The sequence below is a fragment of the Polynucleobacter sp. JS-Fieb-80-E5 genome (genome assembly GCF_018882015.1).
Taxonomy (GTDB): Bacteria; Pseudomonadota; Gammaproteobacteria; order Burkholderiales; family Burkholderiaceae; genus Polynucleobacter.
In genome coordinates this window covers 285,105-299,704 of record NZ_JACVPH010000004.1, presented here as the reverse complement: position 1 = coordinate 299,704, position 14,600 = coordinate 285,105, and the positions used below count along the sequence as shown (strand labels likewise).

22 protein-coding genes are annotated in these 14,600 nt (G+C 45.3%); 11 read left to right on the top strand and 11 right to left on the bottom strand.

What is annotated here, in order from left to right; genetic code table 11:
* Nucleotides 1–96, top strand: a 96-nt coding sequence (locus ICN44_RS08205; protein ID WP_216205431.1) for an IS3 family transposase, incomplete at its 5' end; no start/stop codon positions are given.
* Nucleotides 97–141: 45 nt separating this feature from the next.
* Here the strand turns inward: ICN44_RS08205 and ICN44_RS08200 are convergent.
* The 5 genes from ICN44_RS08200 to glyA all read right to left on the bottom strand — a co-directional run bounded on the left by ICN44_RS08200 (nt 142) and on the right by glyA (nt 3,670).
* On the bottom strand, nt 142–444 hold the full coding sequence (locus tag ICN44_RS08200; RefSeq protein WP_072583291.1) for an addiction module antidote protein: 303 nt from the start codon (nt 442–444) through the stop codon (nt 142–144).
* Entirely contained in the window at nt 445–747 is a 303-nt protein-coding gene (locus tag ICN44_RS08195) for a type II toxin-antitoxin system RelE/ParE family toxin (RefSeq protein ID WP_216263461.1), read from the bottom strand.
* A gap of 143 nt (nt 748–890) precedes the next feature.
* Entirely contained in the window at nt 891–1,901 is a 1,011-nt protein-coding gene (gene galE / locus ICN44_RS08190; protein ID WP_216263460.1) for a UDP-glucose 4-epimerase GalE, read from the bottom strand.
* 45 nt (nt 1,902–1,946) lie between these two features.
* The gene (gene nrdR, locus ICN44_RS08185; RefSeq protein ID WP_215360817.1) at nt 1,947–2,393 is read right to left on the bottom strand and encodes a transcriptional regulator NrdR; all 447 of its coding nucleotides are present in this window, start codon (nt 2,391–2,393) and stop codon (nt 1,947–1,949) included.
* Nucleotides 2,394–2,425: 32 nt separating this feature from the next.
* Nucleotides 2,426–3,670, bottom strand: a complete 1,245-nt coding sequence (gene glyA, locus ICN44_RS08180; RefSeq protein WP_216263459.1) for a serine hydroxymethyltransferase — start codon at nt 3,668–3,670, stop codon at nt 2,426–2,428.
* Between the two features lie 76 nt (nt 3,671–3,746).
* Between glyA and tolQ the strand changes: the two genes are divergently transcribed.
* From tolQ to ICN44_RS08135, 9 genes are all read left to right on the top strand, one after another.
* Nucleotides 3,747–4,403: a protein TolQ gene (gene tolQ / locus ICN44_RS08175; RefSeq protein ID WP_216263458.1), complete on the top strand. Its 657-nt coding sequence runs from the start codon at nt 3,747–3,749 to the stop codon at nt 4,401–4,403.
* Between the two features lie 36 nt (nt 4,404–4,439).
* Nucleotides 4,440–4,859 carry a protein TolR gene (gene tolR, locus ICN44_RS08170; RefSeq protein WP_072583297.1) on the top strand — a complete coding sequence of 140 codons (420 nt, stop codon included), beginning with the start codon at nt 4,440–4,442 and terminating at the stop codon, nt 4,857–4,859.
* Between the two features lie 23 nt (nt 4,860–4,882).
* On the top strand, nt 4,883–5,686 hold the full coding sequence (gene tolA, locus ICN44_RS08165) for a cell envelope integrity protein TolA (protein WP_216263457.1): 804 nt from the start codon (nt 4,883–4,885) through the stop codon (nt 5,684–5,686).
* Between the two features lie 63 nt (nt 5,687–5,749).
* Nucleotides 5,750–7,012, top strand: a complete 1,263-nt coding sequence (gene tolB / locus ICN44_RS08160; RefSeq protein WP_216263456.1) for a Tol-Pal system beta propeller repeat protein TolB — start codon at nt 5,750–5,752, stop codon at nt 7,010–7,012.
* Between the two features lie 142 nt (nt 7,013–7,154).
* Nucleotides 7,155–7,655: a peptidoglycan-associated lipoprotein Pal gene (gene pal / locus ICN44_RS08155; RefSeq protein WP_216121639.1), complete on the top strand. Its 501-nt coding sequence runs from the start codon at nt 7,155–7,157 to the stop codon at nt 7,653–7,655.
* Nucleotides 7,656–8,387 (top strand): tol-pal system protein YbgF, encoded by a 732-nt coding sequence (ybgF, locus tag ICN44_RS08150; protein ID WP_216263455.1) that lies wholly within the window; start codon nt 7,656–7,658, stop codon nt 8,385–8,387.
* A 10-nt stretch (nt 8,388–8,397) separates the two neighbouring features.
* Nucleotides 8,398–9,132 carry a 7-cyano-7-deazaguanine synthase QueC gene (queC, locus tag ICN44_RS08145; protein WP_216263454.1) on the top strand — a complete coding sequence of 245 codons (735 nt, stop codon included), beginning with the start codon at nt 8,398–8,400 and terminating at the stop codon, nt 9,130–9,132.
* A gap of 105 nt (nt 9,133–9,237) precedes the next feature.
* Complete coding sequence (locus tag ICN44_RS08140; RefSeq protein ID WP_216263453.1) at nt 9,238–9,492, top strand: type II toxin-antitoxin system prevent-host-death family antitoxin; 255 nt, start codon at nt 9,238–9,240, stop codon at nt 9,490–9,492.
* Nucleotides 9,479–9,769 (top strand): type II toxin-antitoxin system RelE/ParE family toxin, encoded by a 291-nt coding sequence (locus ICN44_RS08135; protein WP_216263452.1) that lies wholly within the window; start codon nt 9,479–9,481, stop codon nt 9,767–9,769. The genes ICN44_RS08140 and ICN44_RS08135 overlap by 14 nt, the downstream gene beginning before the upstream one ends.
* Before the next feature lie 10 nt (nt 9,770–9,779).
* On the opposite strand, the gene ICN44_RS08130 is transcribed toward ICN44_RS08135, so the two are convergent.
* Genes ICN44_RS08130 through ICN44_RS08105 form a run of 6 tightly spaced genes read right to left on the bottom strand, consistent with a single transcriptional unit; the run spans nt 9,780 to nt 13,307 of the window.
* On the bottom strand, nt 9,780–10,397 hold the full coding sequence (locus ICN44_RS08130; RefSeq protein WP_216263451.1) for a riboflavin synthase: 618 nt from the start codon (nt 10,395–10,397) through the stop codon (nt 9,780–9,782).
* Between the two features lie 9 nt (nt 10,398–10,406).
* Complete coding sequence (gene ribD / locus ICN44_RS08125) at nt 10,407–11,522, bottom strand: bifunctional diaminohydroxyphosphoribosylaminopyrimidine deaminase/5-amino-6-(5-phosphoribosylamino)uracil reductase RibD (protein WP_216263450.1); 1,116 nt, start codon at nt 11,520–11,522, stop codon at nt 10,407–10,409.
* A gap of 17 nt (nt 11,523–11,539) precedes the next feature.
* Nucleotides 11,540–12,106 carry a GspH/FimT family pseudopilin gene (locus ICN44_RS08120; RefSeq protein ID WP_216263449.1) on the bottom strand — a complete coding sequence of 189 codons (567 nt, stop codon included), beginning with the start codon at nt 12,104–12,106 and terminating at the stop codon, nt 11,540–11,542.
* A complete protein-coding gene (locus ICN44_RS08115) occupies nt 12,093–12,422 on the bottom strand; it encodes a hypothetical protein (RefSeq protein ID WP_216263448.1) in 330 nt (109 codons plus the stop codon). Before ICN44_RS08115 ends, ICN44_RS08120 begins: the two co-directional genes overlap by 14 nt.
* On the bottom strand, nt 12,419–13,084 hold the full coding sequence (locus ICN44_RS08110; RefSeq protein ID WP_216263447.1) for a hypothetical protein: 666 nt from the start codon (nt 13,082–13,084) through the stop codon (nt 12,419–12,421). Before ICN44_RS08110 ends, ICN44_RS08115 begins: the two co-directional genes overlap by 4 nt.
* Nucleotides 13,008–13,307, bottom strand: a complete 300-nt coding sequence (locus ICN44_RS08105; RefSeq protein ID WP_216263446.1) for a prepilin-type N-terminal cleavage/methylation domain-containing protein — start codon at nt 13,305–13,307, stop codon at nt 13,008–13,010. Before ICN44_RS08105 ends, ICN44_RS08110 begins: the two co-directional genes overlap by 77 nt.
* 151 nt (nt 13,308–13,458) lie before the next feature.
* Between ICN44_RS08105 and ribBA the strand changes: the two genes are divergently transcribed.
* Nucleotides 13,459–14,589, top strand: coding sequence for a bifunctional 3,4-dihydroxy-2-butanone-4-phosphate synthase/GTP cyclohydrolase II (gene ribBA, locus ICN44_RS08100; protein ID WP_216263445.1), 1,131 nt, complete (start codon nt 13,459–13,461; stop codon nt 14,587–14,589).
* The last annotated feature ends 11 nt before the right edge of the window (nt 14,590–14,600 follow it).

The window sequence follows — 14,600 nt, the reverse complement described above, 5'->3', positions numbered from 1 at the left end:
GAATATATCGACTATTACAACCATGATCGGATCAAACAAAAACTGAAGGGATTGAGCCCGGTTAATTACCGAACTCAATCCCTCGTGCTAACCTAATTAAACTGTCCAACTTTTGTGGGTCAGTTCAATTGCAGTCTTTTTTTATGCATGCACACTTAATTTCATACCCAAAGCATGTATTACCCTGGCTACCGTCTCAAATCGTGGACGCGCTTCAATTTTTAAGGCTCTATAAAGAGATTCCCTGGTTACTCCACTCTTTTTAGCAATAGCAGTCATGCCTTTTGCCCTAGCAATATCACCTATTGCCGCAACAAATAAAGCAGGATCCCCATCCTCTAGCACAGCAGTTAAATATCCAGCGATATCTGCCTCCGTTTTTAAGTAATCCACGACATCAAATTTAGGCAAATCTTTTATTTTTATTTTTTTTGTATTTTTCATTCAATCCTCCATCGTTAAAAGCAACTTTTTAACCTTTTTAATATCAGCCTTTTGAGTTGTTTTATAACCGCCGCCCAACATCACAATTACTACCTTCCCACGCCGCAAGTAATACATCCGCCAACCGGAACCAAAATGCTCTCGCATCTCCCAAATTCCATTTGCATCAGTTATTGGGGCAACATCACCCAAATTTCCCAATGCGGCCCTACGCAGTCTTGCTAATAAACGACCTCGAGTTAAAGGATCGCGAATAGCCTTTAGCCAGACCTCAAATTCAACTGTTTTATTGATTTCATACATCTTCAAATTGTAATCAATTGGTTACAGTATACACAAAACCTTACCGATTACACTGCTTTAAAACATTAAAAAATTTAGATGATTAAGATAATGTGAAGTTAGATAAGTAAATAAAAAGCCTGTAACAGCAGGCTTTTTTAAAATTACGAATATCCCTTAGGATTATTTTTTTGCCATCGCCAAGAATCGGCACACATGCGATCAATCCCCAATTGAGCTTCCCAGCGTAAAACTTTTTTAGCCGACGTTGGATCTGCGTAGTATTCAGATAGATCACCAGCTCGTCGAGCAACAACCTCATAAGGAATCTTTACTCCCGATGCTCCCTCAAACGCCTTAATCATGTCAAAAACACTATAAGGCTTTCCGGTTCCTAGATTTACTGTGATGGACGCATTCTGCTCTAGGGCTTTTAAAGCCGCTAGGTGGCCCGCAGCTAAATCCTCGACGTGAATGTAATCTCTTAAACCCGTTCCATCTGGGGTTGGGTAATCATTTCCATACACCATCAATTTTTCTTGGGCACCAATGGCGACCTGAGTCATAAATGGCATCAGATTGTTTGGTTTGCCAAAAGGATTTTCACCAATCTGCCCCGACTCATGAGCTCCAACTGGGTTGAAATATCTTAGCAAGGCAATTCTTAAAGCAGGGTTAGCCTTTTGTAGATCACGCAAAATCTCTTCAACCATCAACTTCGTCCTGCCATACACATTGATTGGCGAAACAGGGGTCTCTTCGGTATAACAAACTGATCCAGGATTGCCGTATACGGTAGCTGAAGAGGAGAAGATCAACTGATTTACATTAGCCAGCATCATCTCTTCAAACAAGACAATACTTCCGGATACATTGTTATCAAAGTATTTCAGGGGGAAGGCTTCGGATTCACCCACTGCTTTGAGGCCTGCGAAATGAATTACCGAATCAAATGTGTGTTGCTCGAAAGTGGCTCTGACTAGCGCTCTATCTCGTATATCACCCTCGATGAACTCAACCGCCCTTCCAGTCAAATCTTCTATGCGCTTGATAACCCCCAGGCTACTATTGGATAAGTTATCCAGAATGACAATTTCTTTACCGGAATTCAATAGCTGAACTACGGTATGAGAGCCGATATAACCAGCGCCACCTGTGACCAGAATTTTTTTCATATTTTTAATGACATCTTCAGAGGTAAATGCTGCTCACCAAATTGTCTACTTCAGCTCTTTTAAAGCACTCTCGAAAGATTCGATATCTGCAAAGCTTCTATAGACCGAAGCAAAACGAATATATGCAACCTTGTCCAGGCGCTTGAGCTCACGCATCACCAACTCACCTACGCGCTCACTCGGAATCTCTTTTTCACCCAGACTAAGGAGCTTTTCTTCAATACGGGCAATGGATTCATCAACGGAGTCTGAGGAGACTGGGCGCTTACGCAGGGCTAATTTGATCGAACTTGCCAGTTTGTCATGACTGTATTCCACCCGGCTGCCGTTCTTCTTGACGATGGCTGGGAGCGCCAACTCAACACGCTCATAAGTAGTAAAGCGCTTATCGCACTTGGCACAACGGCGACGACGACGAATAGTATCGCCCTCGTCAGATACCCGGGTGTCTAGAACTTGGGTATCTTCGTTATGACAGAAAGGACAGCGCAATTAGCTCTTCTCTTGGTTGGATTAATTAATGCTTAACCGTAAACCGGGAAACGCTTAGTGAGCTCAGAAACTTGAGCACGCACTTTAGCGATGTTCTCAGGATCATTTGGGTTATCTAAAACATCCGCAATAAAGTTACCTACTTGTATTGCTTCTGCTTCTTTAAATCCACGGGTAGTCATCGCTGGTGATCCTAAACGAATACCACTGGTCACCATTGGTTTTTCTGGATCGTTTGGAATACCATTCTTATTACAAGTAATGTGCGCTTCACCTAAAACACGTTCAGCTTCTTTGCCGGTCATTTTCTTGGCGCGCAAATCTACCAACATCACATGAGAATCTGTTCCACCAGAAACGATACGTAAGCCACGTGCAATCAAAGTTTCTGCAAGCGCTTTTGCATTCGCAACAACTTGCTTTTGGTAATCAATAAAGCCCGGCTCCTGCGCCTCTTTGAATGCTGCCGCTTTACCAGCGATTACATGCATCAAAGGGCCGCCCTGTAAGCCTGGGAACACTGCAGAGTTAATCGCTTTTTCGTGCTCAGCCTTCATCAAGATGATGCCGCCACGGGGACCACGCAAGCTCTTATGCGTTGTAGAAGTCACGATGTCTGCATGCGGTACGGGGTTGGGATAAACACCAGCAGCAATCAGACCGGAGTAATGCGCCATATCCACCATAAAAATTGCGCCCACTTCTTTTGCTAACTTTCCAATACGCTCCCAATCAATTACGAGAGAGTAGGCAGATGCACCAGCAATAATCAATTTCGGTTTGTGCTCACGCGCCAAACGCTCCATTTGCTCATAGTCAATCGCTTCATTTTTATCGAGGCCATATGAGATAGGGTTAAACCACTTACCACTCATATTCAGAGCCATACCGTGCGTTAAGTGACCACCCTCAGCAAGACTCATACCCATGAAGGTATCGCCTGGTTTTAAGAAAGCCAAGAACACTGCTTGGTTAGCAGATGCTCCGCAATGGGGTTGTACGTTTGCTGCTTCAGCGCCAAACAATGCTTTGACACGATCAATCGCCAATTGCTCAGCAACGTCCACGAACTCGCAACCGCCGTAATAACGCTTTCCTGGATAACCTTCTGCATACTTATTGGTCAACTGAGAACCTTGGGCCTCCATTACCGCTGGTGAGGTGTAGTTCTCAGAAGCAATCAGCTCAATATGGTCTTCCTGACGCTTATTTTCGTTCTGAATGGCTGCCCATAATTGGGGATCGGTTTTGGCTAAGGTGTTTTGACGGTCAAACATGGTGATAATCCTGAAAATGTTGGATTGCTGAGTGAATTAACTTAGTAAAATCAACCTACATCATACAAAATCCACCATGACCTCTACACAAGACCTCTCATTTCTCTCCCTAGTCCTTAATGCCAGCCTATTAGTACAGTTGGTAATGTTGTTATTACTGGGGATGTCCGTCGCCTCTTGGACCATTATTTTCAAGAAAACTGCTGTTTTACGTGGGGTCCGCCAGGATACCGAGCGCTTTGAGCGCGACTTTTGGGCCGGCGGCGACCTCAATACCCTCCTGGAGGCAGCCCAGCGTAATAACCGCAATGACGCGGTCCTAGAGCATATTTTCGAAGCTGGGATGCAAGAATTTGCAAAAGGTCGTGAGATTGACGCCGCCCGTCGCGCAATGAAAGCCACCTATCAACGCGAAATGGACCTCCTGGAAGCCAATCTACCTTTCTTGGCATCTGTAGGCTCAGTTTCTCCCTATATTGGCCTCTTTGGTACCGTTTGGGGCATCATGCACTCCTTTCGCGGTTTGGCCAATGTGCAAAACGCTACCCTTTCTGCAGTAGCTCCCGGTATCGCAGAAGCGTTGATCGCCACAGCAATTGGTTTGTTCGCAGCGATTCCGGCAGTAGTTGCTTACAACCGGGCAGCAACTGATGTAGATCGCCTCTCCATTCGCTTTGAAACTTTCATTGAAGAGTTCACCAATATCTTGCAGCGTCAGACTGTAGGACGTTAATTGAAATAACGAGTGGACCGATAAGCGAAAAAAATTATGGCTGGATCTTCATTACGTAAAAACAAACGTCGGGCAATGTCTGACATTAACGTCGTTCCGTATATCGACGTGATGTTGGTATTGCTCGTGATCTTTATGGTCACCGCACCAATGGTCAATCCAGGTGTTGTCAACTTGCCCACTGTTGGTGGCGCCAAAGTGCAATCACTACCGCCAGTCTTTCTAACGATTGACGCCAACGAGAATGTCATCGTGCGCAAAGATGGTGATCCGACGCAAACACTCAATAAATTTGAACTCGGCGCCTTTGCGAGATCACAAGCAGAAAAGTCTGCTGATCAACCAATTGTGATCGCCGCTGATAAATCCATCAAATATGAAACAGTGATGGAAGTAATGTCCAAGCTCAAAGAGAATGGCGTGAAGCGCGTTGGCCTTGCGGTCAAGACCCAGTAAGACTCTGGCCTTCATAGCTGCTCATGAATAGCGCACACTCTTTTCAGCCACCCCTCTCGCAATTCAAGCGAGGACGCTTCACGAAAGAAGAAAGCACTAAGCGCGCGTTTACTTTTTCACTCATTGCGCATTTGGGATTGCTTGCCTTTCTCATGATTGGCATTAGCTGGAATAACACCACCTCTTCTGGTGTTGAAGTTGAACTTTGGGATTCTGCTCCGCAGGTTGAAGCGCCGCCTGAACCAGAACTCAAAACCGAAATGAAAGAAGAAGCTGCAGATATCGCCATCAAGAAAAAGAAGGTTGAGAAAGAACCGCCCAAAAAAGAAGTAAAAGAAACTCCTAAAACGGTAAAACCTCCTCCACCCAAGGAGAAGGAAGAGCCGCCGAAAAAGGCTGAAGCCCCTAAAGCGCAATCTCCTGCAGAAACCAAAGCCAATGCCGCAGCAGAAAAAGCACGTGCAGATCAGTTAGCGCGTTTACGTGCTGCAGCTGGTGCCGAAGGTGGTAGTGGTGGCACAGTTGGAAGTGGTGTTGGTGGCGGAGGCAATGCGCCTCCAGGCTGGACCGATAAAGTGATTAAGAAGGTCAAGCCATTGATTGTCTTTAACCCTGAGTCCGTAAGTGGCAACCCTGCTGCAGTCATTCTGGTGAGCCTTGCTCCAGACGGAGCTATTCTGAGCACCAGCATTCAGTCCTCTAGCGGCAACGCTGGCTGGGATCGCGCAGTACTACTTGCACTCTCTCGCGCAGAAAGCCTGCCGAAAGACGACAATGGCAAAATTCCTCAACGCGAAGTAAAACTGACTTTTAAACCCAAGGATTAATGCATGTTGCAATTAGCAAAAAGACAGCTACAGAAGCTAGCATCAAAATTAAACTCTTTTAGCATGATTGTAATTGCTCTTTGTATCAGCTTTGCAATGCCTGCGCTAGCGCAGATGAATATTGAAATCACTGGCGTTGGTCAATCGCTCTACCCAATCGCAGTAATGCGGTTTAAAGATGAGAATAAATTACCCACTAGCGTTACTGAAATTATTCGGCAAGATTTAGCGCGCAGCGGTTACTTTAAAAATACTGAAAATGGTAATGCCGTTGAGAGTGATGATGGTACGCCTAACTACAAGTCTTGGGCGGCACGCGGTGCTGATGCACTAGTCGTTGGATCAGTCGTGCAGACTGGCAACAACCAATTTGACATTCATTACAAGTTGTTTGATGTTCGTAAATCCCAAAGTCTGGGTGGCTTAAATCTCAACTCAAGCGCCGATAACCTGCGTGCGGTTGCCCACAAAATTGCTGATGACATCATCTTCAAATTACTGGGTGAGCGTGGCGTGTTCTCTACCCGCCTCTCCTACGTCATCAAGGACGGTAAGCGTTATCGCCTAGTGATCTCCGATGCAGACGGTCAAAATATTCGTAACGCCATGAATAGTGGCGAGCCGATCATTTCCCCATCTTGGTCACCTGATGGCAAGAAAGTAGCCTACGTTTCTTTTGAAGATCGTAAGCCAGTTATTTATGTGCACGAGCTCGCTACTGGTCGTCGCATTTCTCTATCAAATCAAAAAGGCAACAACAGCGCGCCAGCATGGTCACCTGATGGTAAGAAATTGGCGATCTCATTATCTAAAGACGGCAACACTCAGATCTACGGCATCAATGCCGATGGCACGGGTTTACATCGCTTCACTCGTGGCAACACGATTGATACTGAGCCACAATATTCTGCTGATGGTCGCTATATCTATTTCACCAGCGATCGTGGCGGTAGTCCACAAATCTATCGCATGAGTGCTGATGGCGAACAAGCTGAAGGTGTCAAACGGATTACCTTCAAACAAGGTTTCGTCACTTCACCGCGTATCTCTCCAGATGGAAAGTACTTGGCTTACATTGCTAATGTTGGTGGCGCATACCGTCTCTACATTCTGAACTTAGCTACTGGTGATGCTCAGGCACTTACTGATGGTACTAGTGATGAATCTCCTTCCTTTGCTGCAAATGGTCGCTATGTTCTCTACTCCACAAAAGTGGGTGGCAAACGCGTTCTTGCTGCTGTCTCAGTTGATGGAAACTCCAAGCAAGTGTTGAGCATTCCAGGATCTGATGTACGTCAGCCATCCTGGGGTCCATTCATGGACTGAGTCTTAGTCCAGCCTTAACCAAGTCTTCACTACGTCTAAACCCCCTTTTAGGGGTTGAAATAGTCACTTTTGATGTTCTTGGGGGCATAATATTGTCTATTGATTCATTTATAGATTTAGCTCGTAGGAAAAAGGAAAATTCATGAAGATTTCTATTGCACGTCGCGCAGCGACATTCGCCCTGATTGGTGCCACAGCATTTTTGATGGCAGCATGCTCCAGCGTCAAACTAGATGACACTGATGGCGCCAATGGTAGCGGCAGTGGCAAATTTGGCTCACAGCCATGGAATGATCCAAGCAGCCCACTCTTTGAGAAAAGCGTTTACTTTGGCTTTGATGAATATACCGTTCAGACTAAATATCAAAAAATGTTGTCCGCTCACGCAGGCTACTTAAAAGCCAATCCAAAGCAGAAGATCATTATTCAAGGCAATACCGATGAACGCGGCACCGCGGAATACAACTTGGCACTTGGCCAACGTCGTTCTGATGCTGTACGTAAATCATTGAACTTGATGGGCGTTTCTGACGACCAAATGGAAGCAGTGAGCTTTGGTAAAGAAAAACCAAAAGCAGAAGGTGATACCGAAGCAGCTTGGGCAGAAAATCGCCGCGCTGATATTGTTTACATCACCAACTAAATGAAGATGCTTTCATACTCAGTAAAACAAACGCTCTCACGAGCGTTTTGTTTAAGTGCTGCACTGGTTTGCTTGGGCGCCTCTAATAGCGCCTGGGCTCTCTTCTCTGATGATGAAGCGCGTAAGGCAATTCTGGATCTACGCAAGTCGCTAGCCACCACCCAGCTTGAGTTACAGGGCCAAATCGACAAGCTCAAAACTGAGAATGCTGAGCTCCGTGGCAAGGTGGAAGAGCTTGAGAAGCAAGGCGAAGACATTAACAATAGTCAGAAGACTTACTACCAAGATCTCGATACTCGCTTAGGTAATTTTGAGCCTCGCACCGTAACGATTGAAGGCGTTTCTGGAACAGTACAGCCTGGTGAGAAAAAAGCCTATGACGATGCGTTGAAGGCATTTCAAGCGGGCAATCTAAAGAAGGCAGATGATAGCTTTGCTGCATTTACTGCGAAGTATCCAAAGAGTCCTTACTTACCGCTTGCCCTCTACTGGAGTGGCAATAGTAAATATGCGAATAAAGAATATGCTGGCGCGATTAGTCAGTTACAAAGTCTAATTAAACGCTACCCAAATCATCCACGCATACCTGCGGCAATGGTGACTTTAGGAAACTCGCAATTAGAAAGCGGCAATAAGGCAGCAGCTAAAAAAACATTTAACGAAATCATCGCTAAATATCCAGATACTGACGCAGCCAAGGATGCGCAGCAACTCATTGCTAGTACTAAGTAATTAATCATCCATGTCTAAGCTTTCTGCTGCATTCGAATCTCTGGCGCCCCGTAAGGCGGGCGCTCCAGCAGTCATTCTGTTTTCTGGTGGCTTGGACTCCACTACTGTTCTAGCCCTCGCCAAAGACCTGGGCTATACGCCGTATGCCCTTTCGGTTGGATATGGTCAGCGTCATTCATCTGAGCTGGCAGCGGCAAAACATATTGCCAAGCAAATTGGAGTGGCACGACACGAAGTAGTTAATCTAGATCTCACTCGCTTTGGGGGCTCTGCTTTAACTGACTCCTCGATTGCAGTCCCAACAACCCCCAGCAAAGATCAAGAAATCCCCGTTACCTACGTACCAGCACGCAATACCATTTTGCTATCACTTGCCTTAGGTTGGGCAGAGTCATTAGGTGGACTAGATGTTTTCTATGGGGCTAATTCGGTGGATTACTCAGGTTATCCTGACTGCCGCCCTGAATATGTTGCCTCTTTTGAACATATGGCCAACCTAGCTACTAAAGCAGGTGTAGAAGCCATCAATGATGCAAATCGTTTTAGAGTTCACGCACCTATCATCAGCCTGACTAAAGGTGAAATCATCCAACTAGGAAGCACTCTAGGTGTTGATTATTCCCAAACAGTCTCTTGCTATCAAGCAAATGACTTGGGTGAAGCTTGTGGTGAATGTGAGTCATGCCGTCTAAGACAAGCAGGCTTTAAGCAAGCCAATATGGTCGACCCAACCCGCTATAGGTAAGCCTACAACAAGAAATAAACCCATAGGGCTATCAGGCCCTTTATTTTTGCGTTTGACATTTGTAAAAAAGCACATAATAATGCACTAAATTATGGGTATTTTTATATGAGCCTTACACATACAATCCACGCTAAAACCACAGTCAGCATGACTGACTTAAGACGCAACCCCAGCAAGATTATGGAGATCGCTGGAGATCTTCCTGTCGCCGTCTTAAACCACAATAAGCCAGAGGCTTATCTTTTATCTGCAAAGGCTTATGAAGCATTGCTCGATCTAATTGATGATGTCTCACTAATTAAAACTATTCAGGCTCGCAAAGGCGGCAAAACTGTGAAAGTGAAGCTTGAAGAGCTTTAGTCTTGAGTTTCATGCTCTTGCATTAAAAGAATGGCAAAAATTAGATAACTCAGTAAAAGAGCAATTTAAAAAGCAACTGCAAAAACGTCTAGTTAACCCAAGAGTATCTTCAGCAAAACTTCATGGTGACTTAGACAACTTTTATAAAATTAAACTGAGAACTGTTGGTTATAGACTTGTTTATGAAGTTATTGATCACAAACTTGTAGTTCTAGTGATTGCTGTAGGTAAGCGAAATCAAGATGTAGTGTACAGAAATGCGGAAAACAGAAAATGAGTAATCAATCTTATTTAGCTTGAGTTTCTAGCATTCTTGCAACATAGCGCGCAATTAAATCTACCTCAAGATTTACAGCATCGCCTTGCTTGAGATTACCCAATGTAGTGTTTTCCAGGGTGTGGGGGATGATATTGATATTGATGATGCAAGAAGTTACAGTGTCTTCGGTGTGATTGACGGTGAGTGATACACCATTTACAACAATCGAGCCTTTGTACGCCAAATATTGCGCCAGTTCTTTTGGTGCCTCGATGCGTAACAACCAAGATCCATAAGCATCATTAGCTACTTGAACAAAATGCGCCACTTTACCAACACCATCTACGTGCCCGCTAACTAAATGACCGCCCAAGCGATCATTTAAGCGCATGGCTTTTTCGAGGTTGACTGGGCCGACCTTATCTAGACCAATTGTTTTATTCAGAGACTCACGAGAGATATCCAAGGCAAAAGAATTGCTGGTTAACTGGGTAGCCGTCATGCAAGCACCTTGAATGGCAATACTGTCACCCAAGGCAACATCATCCAAATAGCCAGATGGGACCTCAACGATTAAATGCAAGCCATCGCCCTTTGCTTGAGCACTCTTAATTTGACCAACAGCAGTAATGATTCCAGTAAACATAGGGGGATTTTAGTTCTTAATTAAGCGGAGTCGAAGATCGGGGCCAAAGAGACTGTGATCAATGACTTTCCACTGTTCTTTGTCATTCAGGGAATTTAGGGGCGAAACATTGGCCATCCCAATACCATCACCCATCAAAAATGGAGCGTAGTAAAACAGTAACTCATCTACACAGTTTTCTCTGAGCAAAGAACCATTGAGCTTAAAGCCTGACTCAATATGAATCTCATTCATCTCACGCTCTTTAGCTAAATACGAGAATAGCCTTGGCAGATCAACTTTGCCAGATGGGTTAGCCATAGCAATAACTTCGATACCGCGCTCAGTAAATACTTGCGCTTTTTGTTGCATTTCGGAGCTGTCTAAGCTGGCACAAACAATGATGACGCCTGATTGATCAATGTGGTTGAGAATCTTTGCTGCCGGCGGCGTTTCTAATTTGGAGTCAACGATGATTCGCCAAGGCTGACGCTCAGTTTGAACATCTCGCACATTCAAAGTGGGATCATCTTCTTTAACAGTACCTACGCCAGTAACAATGGCACAAGCTTGCGCACGCCAATGATGGCCATCCGCTCTCGCCAAAGGTCCAGTGATCCATTGACTACGGCCATCAGGCAGGGCTGTTTTGCCATCCAGGCTCGCAGCGATTTTCATGCGCACCCAAGGTAAGCCTCTAGTCATCCTTGAGATAAATCCTGGATTCAATGCCCGCGCTTCCGCCTCCATTAACCCGCAATGCACTTTGATGCCAACAGCTGTTAAACGCTCCAAGCCTTTACCGGCAACCAAAGGATTGGGATCAGACATCGCCACAAATACGGTTTCAGGTTTTGCTGCGATCAATGCATCCACACAGGGAGGTGTTCGTCCAGTGTGATTACATGGCTCTAGCGTGACATAGATAGTTGATCCAACAGGATCATTTCCAAGTGATTTAGCGTGCGCTAGGGCTTGCACCTCAGCATGAGCGCTACCCACCTTCTGAGTAAAGCCCTTACCAATCACTTTGCCATCTTTAACAATGACGCAACCCACTCTGGGATTAGGGTTCGATAAATAAAGTGCTTTTTGAGCCTCGGCTATTGCCTCGCTCATGAACTGGTGGTCAACTGCGCTGTACATAGGGTCTATTAAACCATTCAATGGCAGCGCTTTGCATCTCTAGCAGGATCACAGATTCGCCAGCGCCCTCCACTTCCCAAAATCATTTGGCGCTCCAAGTCGGGGGCCCTGCTGTGACCCAGGATCAATCGATTGGCTACAAACCCGCCTTGAGCTGTTTTTGCCGCACCAGCAGCATTAAACAGAATGCCCTTCTTGCCAGAATTGGGATCGATGAATTGCTTGCCTCCGCCCTTAAAGTAAACAGGGTCAATGCTTCCTTGCGAAAACCAGGGCTTTTCAATGCAATCCGGTTTGGCCGGCTTTCCGATGCAGCCACTTTTAACTATCCACCCCGCTTCCCATTGATCGCTAGAAATAGGCGCAAGGTAGACGGGCTGACCCAAATGTAAGGCCTGCTGACGAGCAAAGTGGGCATGAGCAATAAATCTTCTAGCAATAGCCTCAATTTCTCGCGCGGCAATTTGTTCTTGCAATAAAGGCATCGTCATCATCGCAACAATGGCAATGAGTAAAACCACAGCCATCAATTCCAGAAGGCTAAATCCAGATTTCGAATCTAACTTGAAGTTATTCAAATACATGTCGCCAGTTCATGCGAGTGACTGTGCCAGTTGTTTCATCAATCACAACACCAATCTGAATCGCTGGCTTTTCTTTGCTCGAAATCAGCCAACGGTTTTTACCGACTGATTGAATAAAGCAAGCATTCTCCTCCAGATTAGCAAGAGTGGTTAAATTTTTCTCACAGTCTAAGACTGATTTTTCAGCAGCAATAAAATGTTTCTGGGCTACTTCCACTGTTTTAACTTCTACGATACGTAATGCACCCAGCCTCTCTAAATATGCAATAAGAGATGAGCAGAGTAAGAGTAGCGATATCACCCAAGCCAAAATCACAAGAGATTCCTCGTCGAAAAAGTTCTTTCAAAATCTAGGTTGAGCTTAGCTCCGTCAGTCATTTGCAGCTTGATCTTAAAAAGCCTTGATGCCGATAAATGCTGGGCTTGAGAGGGGCTCAACTCCTCTATTAAAAGACTATTGACTCCATTCATTAAGGTGGTGTTTTGAATACGGCCTTGGCGATCGAGCGACTGACAAATTAGCGAGCCACCATTTACTTTCTTGCCTTTTGGAATGCCTGCCTGACGATCCACCAGGAATCCTTGCATGGCTAAATTATTTTTGATGCGCTCTTGAGTAAGCGCATTACCAATGCAATCAAAATCTTTACCAGCAGATAATTCATGATGAATGATCAATGAATCAGATCCACGAAATCCCGATCTTTTTTCAACCTGAATAAATGAACCATCGTTTTTTTGCTGTCTTATTTTTTGTCCTGACTTTTGGATTGGGATTTGAGCGGCTTGAATATTGCGATAACCAGCTATACGAATAGCTCGGCCAATTAATTCAAATGCACGATCCGCTTCTGAAATTAATGCTTGTGATTTCTCATACTCAATTTGCTTGATTACCAAATCAGCGCTTGTCTTTAAAAGAGGGTTGAGTAGAAGTACGCAGAGGGCGATTCCGACTAGACATTCGAGCAGACTCATTACTTAAGGCTTGATTCGGTAGATTGAGATGAGCCCTGCTGTGTTCTTGTATTTCAAAAGTATCCGAATCCTTTCTGAGTTGAGCTCTTTTACCTTCCTGTTGAGTCAGAGTTAAGGCGAGGCGCTGATAAACGCCCACCGATGTCATCCAAACTCCCAAAATCAGGGCCATTGCGACTAGAACCTCCAGCAAGATGAATCCCTGGCCATTTTTAGATCTCATTGGAGGCTGGGGTGCTTTATAGGGGGCATTGCCCATTTTCAAAGGCAGTCTTGTGAACTGAAACTCCGATCCAAGGCTCTTGCTGTCAGAAACACGGGATATTAAGGTGGGACAGCACTGTAAAGGGCTCCTGAGCTTAAAATAGAGGGCTATGCCAAATACCCTTGCCTCCACCGAAGAAATCATTGCCGAGCTCAGCGCCGGCAAAATGGTGATCCTTGTCGATGAAGAAGATCGTGAAAACGAAGGTGATTTAGTCCTGGCCGCCGATCACGTCACCGCTGAGGCTGTGAATTTCATGGCAAAACATGGTCGTGGATTGATTTGCTTAACCTTGACGCGCGAGCGCTGCCAACAACTCAACCTACCTTTAATGGTTCGAGATAACGGCACATCCATGGGAACGAATTTCACAGTTTCCATTGAAGCAGCTAGCGGAGTAACTACCGGTATTTCTGCAGCCGATCGTGCGCTTACGATTAAAACTGCCGTAGCACCAAACGCCAAGCCCAGTGATTTAGTTCAACCTGGCCATATTTTTCCATTAATGGCACAGCCTGGTGGTGTACTTATTCGCTCAGGACATACTGAAGCGGGTTGCGATTTAGCCGCAATGGCTGGATGCTCTCCTACATCTGTGATTTGTGAAATCATGAAAGACGATGGCAGCATGGCACGTCTTCCAGATCTTCTAGAGTTTGCGAAAGAGCATCAATTAAAAATTGGCAGCATTGCAGATCTCATTCAATACCGTAGCCAACATGAAAGTATTGTGGTTCGCGAAGGCACCCGTGAATTCATTACCCCTTGGGGAAAATTCCAAGGCATTATTTATCGCGACACTCCTAGCTCATGCATTCATATTGCATTAGTGCATGGCAAGCCTTCAGAAGCTCAAGAAACCTTAGTGCGCGTGCATGAGCCGGTCACTGTTTTGGATTTCCTTGACTCAAATGTCAGCACTCATTCATGGCCGCTAGCCAAAGCGTTAGAGGAGCTTGCTTCTGCCCCTACTGGCGTTGCGGTACTCCTCAATGCGTCTGGCATCGCCGCCCCGAACGATCAAGATTGGTTGGCACAGTTCCAGAAACTGAATCAGTCACAGGAAGAAGCCAAGAAACCGTTGACCAGAAAAACTGATTTTAGAAGCTACGGTATTGGCGCCCAAATATTGAAAGATATTGGTGTTGGCAAAATGCGCTTGCTCGCCAACCCAAGCCCTGTTCCTAGCCTGTCTGGTTACAAGCTCGAAGTTACAGGTTATAAGCCGTACACTTCTTAAATTCCATTAAA